Here is a 5481-nt window from a genome sequence, read left to right as displayed (position 1 = left end):
CCATGAGCTCGTCGAAGGGTGAATGCAGGAGAATCCGTGCGCGGACCATCGCGCGCCGTCGACACGCCTGCGTTCCCCTTCGACGGGCTCAGGGCGAACGGAGGCTTGAGCTCGAACATCCCCTCCTCAGCTGAGGAGGGGGTTTTTACACCTTTCAACCCCTGCAAATCCATCATGGCTATTCTCTCCAAAGACGACGCCCAGGCGTTATTGAAAAAGGTCCTCGGCTACAGCACTGCCGACGAGTGCGCAGTTTCGCTCAACGGGCGCACCACGGGCAACATCCGCTACGCGCGCAACAGCGTGAGCACGGCCGGCGCCCAGGACACCGTGTCGCTGGCCGTGGAGTCGCGCTTCGGCAAGCGCTCGGGCATTGCCACCTGCAACGAGTTCGACGACGCCACCCTGCGCCAGTGCGTGCAGCGGGCCGAGGAAATCGCCAAGCTCGCCCCCGAAAGCCCCGAGTACGTACCCCTGCTCGGGCCGCAAACCTATGTGAGTCCGCCCTCCACGGCTCCCACCCTGCTCACGGCCGCCACCCGCGCCCAGGCCGCGGCCGACAGCATGACGCTGTGCGCGGCCAAGAATCTGGCCGCCGCCGGCTTCCTGGACGGGGGCACCCGGTTCCAGGCCCTGCGCAACTCCAAGGGCCTGGAAGCCTACCAGCAGACCACCAGCACCGACTTCTCAGTGACGGTGCGCACCGCCGATGGCAAAGGCTCAGGCTACGCCATTGCCGACGTTACGGACCCGGCCAAGCTCAACGCCAAGGCCCTCACCCAGCGCGCCGCCGACAAGGCCCTGGGCTCGGTGAACGCCAAGGCCATCGAGCCCGGCAAGTACACCGTGATTCTGGAGCCGGCCGCCCTCATGGCCGGCGACGACCTCTCGCTGCTCGGCGGCCTGATGTACGGCCTCGACGCCCGCTCGGCCGACGAGGGCCGGAGCTTCCTCACCAAGAAAGGCGGCGGCAACCGCAAGGGCGAAAAGCTGTTTGACGAGCGCATCAACATCTACTCCGACCCGCTGAACGCCGAGGTGCCCGGCAGTGCCTTCGACGGCGAAGGACTGCCCACCCAGCGCATGAGCTGGATTGAGAAAGGTGTGGTGAAAAACCTGTTCTACTCGCGCTTCTGGGCCGAGAAAAACAAGGCCACGGCCACGGCCTTCCCCAGCGGCTTCGTGATGACCGGCGGCACCCAGAGCACGGCCGAGCTAATCAAGGGCACGGCCAAAGGTATTTTGGTCACCCGCCTCTGGTACATCCGCGAGGTGGACCCGCAGACGCTGCTCTACACCGGCCTCACCCGCGATGGCACGTTCTACATCGAAAACGGCAAAATTAAATTTCCCATCAAGAACCTGCGCTTCAACGAGAGCCCCATCATCATGCTCAACAACGTGGAGGCCATCGGCAAGCCCCAGCGCCTGGCCAATTGCCTGATTCCACCGCTCAAAATCCGCGACTTCACCTTCACCAGCTTGTCGGACGCGATTTGAGTTCGGCGCCCTCCGCGTTCGCCTCACCCCCTGACCCCCTCTCCGAAAGAGAGGGGGCACCGGAGTTGCGCACACGCAAGGAAAGTTAAAAGCGAGAACGGACTATCTGCTTTTTAACTCTTCACTTTTAACTGGGGCAAAACCGGTGCCCCCTCTTTTTTGGAGAGGGGGTCAGGGGGTGAGGTTGCCGGGCGCTGCTACTTGCCCCCGAACTGAAACGCTGCGTAGACCTGGAACACCCGGTTCTGCAGGCGCGGGTCGTTGATGCCGGTGAGATTGTCGGCGTCGTTGATGTCGTTGAGGCCGGCCACGAGGCGGCCGCCGAGCGAGAAGCCGCTGGCCAGCTTGAGGCCCACGCCGCCCACCACGCTGAAGTCGTTGCGCTTGAAGCTGCCGGTGGCCGGGCGCGACACGTTGCCGTAGGCCGGCGTGCCGTCGGGCGCGAGGTCGACCTGCAGGTTGCCCGACTGGTTGGCGCTGAGCAGTACTCCGTACTGCGGGCCGGCTTCCACGAACACCGGACCCAAGGTGAGCTTGGCCAGCACGGGCACCGTGAGGTAGCGCAGTTCGGTGTCGTAGTTGGTGAAGGCCGACTTGAGGCTGCCGCCCGCCAGCGAGTACTGCACCTCAGGCTGCACTGAAAGCGGCCCGACGAGGTTGGCCTGGTAAAAAACCCCAACGTGGTAAAAGGCTTTGTACGACGAGCTTTGGTCGGCGCTGCTGGTTAGCTCGGCCACGTTGAGGCCGCCTTTTATGCCGAATTGCGCCTGCGCGAGGGGCACCGTAAACAAACTTAGTAACACGAGGATGAGGGCCTTTTTCATAGCTTGAATGGGAAAGAGTTGAGAACTTACCGGGAGAGTTTTTACGCGGTTGAGCGGCCTGCGGTGCAACGTCCGGCGCCTTGGCCACTACTTTTGGCTTGCGTACGGCGGCCGGACATTAAAAAGTTTGCGGCTCAGCTGCTAACCGAAACGCTTTGAAAAAGGCTCCGTTTGAATGAGGAGTCCCAACGCCAGAACTATCCCGTTTATTCTCAGCCCGCATCCATTCGGGGCAAATTTCGGCTCCTACTGCGCCTCCATTATCTTTCCATTACTTCGTTCGTGCCCGCTGCTCCCTTCACTTTCGTGCGCCTGAAATACCAATCCGGCGACTGGGACGCGGTGGACGAGCGGATGCCGGCCAACCTGCTGCACTCGCTGGTGCAGTACACCACCGTGCCGGTTGCCCCCCAGGAAAAAGTGGTGGCCCTGGCCAGCCCGGAGCTGTTCAACTACCCGTTCTGCTACCTCTCGGGCCACCGGCTGGTGCAGTTTTCAGCGGCGGAAAAGCAGAATTTTACCCGGTACGTGCGCAACGGCGGCTTCGTGTTCGTCGACGACTGCAACCACGACATCGACGGCCTGTTTGCCCGCTCCTTCGAGGAGCAGATGCGCCAGTGCTTCGGGGCCGGCGCGCTCAAGAAAATCCCGAAAACCCACCCGCTCTACTCGCAGTTTTTCACCTTCAAGGACGGCCCGCCCAACACCGGCTTCGAGCTCAACGGCTGGGGCGACGACCTGGTGCACGACTACCTCAAGGCCGTGGAAATCAAGGGCCGGGTGGGCGTGCTCTACTCCAACAAGGACTACGGCTGCGAGTGGGACTACGACTTCCGCAACAAGCGCTTCCTGGCCGAGGACAACACCAAGTTCGGGGTCAATATTTTGCTGTACGCGCTGACTTGATTTGGTTGTTAGTTGCTCGTTGTCAGTTGTCAGGCCCCCCTGGAACTGCGACTAACAACTGACAATGAGCAACTGACAACTACCTAATGACTGAACCCGAAATCAACACCCTTCTCGCCAAGCTGCCGGTGCTCAAAGCCGAAATTGCCAAGGTCATTGTGGGCCAGGAACAGGTGCTCGACGAGGTGCTGGTGGCGCTGCTGGCCGGCGGCCACGCCCTGCTCGAAGGCGTGCCCGGCCTGGCCAAAACCCTGCTGGTGCGCACGCTGGCCGCCGCTACCGATTTGCCCTTCCGCCGCATTCAGTTCACGCCCGACCTGATGCCCACCGACATCCTCGGCACCGAGGTGCTGGAGGAAGACCACGGCACCGGCCACCGCTCATTCAAGTTTAACCCCGGGCCCATCTTCGCCAGCCTGGTGCTGGCCGACGAAATCAACCGGACGCCGCCCAAAACCCAGGCGGCTTTGCTCGAAGCCATGCAGGAAGGCCACGTGACCTACGCCGGCACCGAGCACGCCCTGCCCCGGCCGTTCTTCCTGCTGGCCACCCAGAACCCCATCGAGCAGTCGGGCACCTACCCGCTACCCGAGGCCCAGCTCGACCGGTTTCTGCTCTACGTGCGCATCGGCTACCCCACGGCGGCCGAGGAGCTGGCCGTGCTGCGCGGCACCACCGGCGCGGCGGGCCAGCAAGTGACGCCCGTGCTCGGTGGCGCCGACATCCGGGCCCTGCAACAGCTGGTGCGCCAGGTCAGCTTCAGCCCCGAGCTGATGGATTTTGTGAACCGGCTGGTGCGGGCCACCCGCCCGGCCACCTCGGAGGTGAAGTTCATCCAGGACTACGGGCGCTGGGGCGCGGGGCCGCGCGCCGGTCAGGCCCTGATACTGTGCGCCAAAGCGCGGGCTCTGCTGCACGGCCGCTTCGCCGCTACCCTGGAGGACATCCGCACGCTGGCCCCGCCGGTGCTGCGCCACCGGGTGCTGCTGAACTTCAACGCCGAAGCCGAAAACCTGACGGCGGATGACGCGGTGGTGGCGTTGCTGAAGGTGATTTTAGTATAAATTTCTCGCAGAGGCACGCAGAGGTTTCCGCAGAGGCACGCGGAGGTCGTCCACTGCGTACCTCTGCGGAAACCTCTGCGTGCCTCTGCGAGAAATGGCCCCACTAACTCCCGAACTCCTCCACAACCTGCGCAACCTGAGCCTCGCCGCCCGGCAAGCGGCCGAGGGTTTCCTCAACGGCGCGCACGCCAGCCGGCGGCACGGCGCGGGCATGGAGTTCAGCCAGTACCGCCCCTACCAGCCCGGCGACGACCTGCGCCGCCTCGACTGGCGCCTGGCCGCCCGCTCGGACCGCTACTACCTGCGCGAGTCGGAAGTGGATACCAGCCTGACCGTGCACCTGCTGCTCGACGCCAGCGCCAGCATGAACCACCGCGACGACAACGGCCTCACCAAGCTCGACTACGCCCGCCTGCTGCTGGCCGCGCTCGCCTACCTGGCCCACCAGCAGGGCGACGCCGTGGGCCTCACGGTGCTGAGCCCGGCCGGCCTGCGCCACCTGCCGCCCCGCGCCGACGCCCGCCAGCTCCCGCGCCTCTACCACGCCCTGGAAACGGCCGAGGCCGCCGGCCGCTTTCCCGCCGCCGCCGCGCTGGCCCCGCTCACCGCCCGGCGGCAGCGCGCCCTGACGGTATGCGTGAGTGATTTGTACGAGGACGAAGCCGAAATCAACGCCCTGCTCACCCGCCTGCGGGCCGTGAGCGGCGACGTGCTGCTGCTGCACCTGATGGCGCGGAACGAGCTGCAGTTCAGCCACCAGGGCACCGTTACTTTCCGGGACCTGGAAACCGGCCACACCCTGCAGCTCGATGCCGACCAGCAGCGTCCCGCCTACCAGCAGCAGCTGCAGCAGTGGCTGCGCGCCACCGCCCAAGCCGCCCGCCGCCAGGGCTTCGACTACCACCAGCTCAGCACCGCCGACCCCCTCGACCAGGCCCTGCGCGAGTTTCTGCGCCGCCGAAACACTTCGGGTTAAAAATTTGCCTTGTTCCTGACTGAGAGAACGTCATGCTGAGCTGGCCGAAGCATCTCGCATGGGGTGGTAATCAAATCGATGAACGGTCTTGGTCACTGCTGCACGCGAGATGCTTCGGCCAGCTCAGCATGACGTTCCTTCAGTCAGGAACAAGGCTAAGTTGCAGAGGCGCAACATTTGCGTTTCGCCGTTGAAATAGCACCACCAGGCC

General features: G+C 64.3%; 5 protein-coding genes. 4 read left to right on the top strand and 1 reads right to left on the bottom strand.

What is annotated here, in order from left to right:
• Window positions 1-174: 174 nt before the first annotated feature.
• Window positions 175-1500, top strand: coding sequence for a TldD/PmbA family protein (locus RMO51_RS05830; protein ID WP_310392870.1), 1326 nt, complete (start codon window positions 175-177; stop codon window positions 1498-1500).
• A gap of 197 nt (window positions 1501-1697) precedes the next feature.
• Here the strand turns inward: RMO51_RS05830 and RMO51_RS05825 are convergent, their stop codons facing one another.
• A complete protein-coding gene (locus tag RMO51_RS05825) occupies window positions 1698-2324 on the bottom strand; it encodes a porin family protein (RefSeq protein WP_310392869.1) in 627 nt (208 codons plus the stop codon).
• A gap of 282 nt (window positions 2325-2606) precedes the next feature.
• Between RMO51_RS05825 and RMO51_RS05820 the strand changes: the two genes are divergently transcribed.
• The 3 genes from RMO51_RS05820 to RMO51_RS05810 all read left to right on the top strand — a co-directional run bounded on the left by RMO51_RS05820 (window position 2607) and on the right by RMO51_RS05810 (window position 5270).
• Window positions 2607-3230: a DUF4159 domain-containing protein gene (locus RMO51_RS05820; RefSeq protein ID WP_310392867.1), complete on the top strand. Its 624-nt coding sequence runs from the start codon at window positions 2607-2609 to the stop codon at window positions 3228-3230.
• 86 nt (window positions 3231-3316) lie between these two features.
• Window positions 3317-4294 carry a MoxR family ATPase gene (locus RMO51_RS05815; RefSeq protein ID WP_310392865.1) on the top strand — a complete coding sequence of 326 codons (978 nt, stop codon included), beginning with the start codon at window positions 3317-3319 and terminating at the stop codon, window positions 4292-4294.
• A 94-nt stretch (window positions 4295-4388) separates the two neighbouring features.
• Window positions 4389-5270: a DUF58 domain-containing protein gene (locus tag RMO51_RS05810; RefSeq protein ID WP_310392863.1), complete on the top strand. Its 882-nt coding sequence runs from the start codon at window positions 4389-4391 to the stop codon at window positions 5268-5270.
• The last annotated feature ends 211 nt before the right edge of the window (window positions 5271-5481 follow it).

Source organism: Hymenobacter sp., assembly GCF_031398885.1.
Classification (GTDB): domain Bacteria; phylum Bacteroidota; class Bacteroidia; order Cytophagales; family Hymenobacteraceae; genus Hymenobacter.
The sequence above is the reverse complement of the archived record's forward strand: the minus strand, read 5'-3'. Positions and strand labels throughout refer to the sequence as shown.

What these genes read in the sequence shown, in the direction of transcription:
- RMO51_RS05830 (WP_310392870.1), top strand. Translation starts at nt 175, where the DNA reads ATGGCTATTCTCTCCAAAGACGACGCCCAGGCGTTATTGAAAAAGGTC.
- RMO51_RS05825 (WP_310392869.1), bottom strand. Translation starts at nt 2,324, where the DNA reads ATGAAAAAGGCCCTCATCCTCGTGTTACTAAGTTTGTTTACGGTGCCC.
- RMO51_RS05815 (WP_310392865.1), top strand. Translation starts at nt 3,317, where the DNA reads ATGACTGAACCCGAAATCAACACCCTTCTCGCCAAGCTGCCGGTGCTC.
- RMO51_RS05810 (WP_310392863.1), top strand. Translation starts at nt 4,389, where the DNA reads ATGGCCCCACTAACTCCCGAACTCCTCCACAACCTGCGCAACCTGAGC.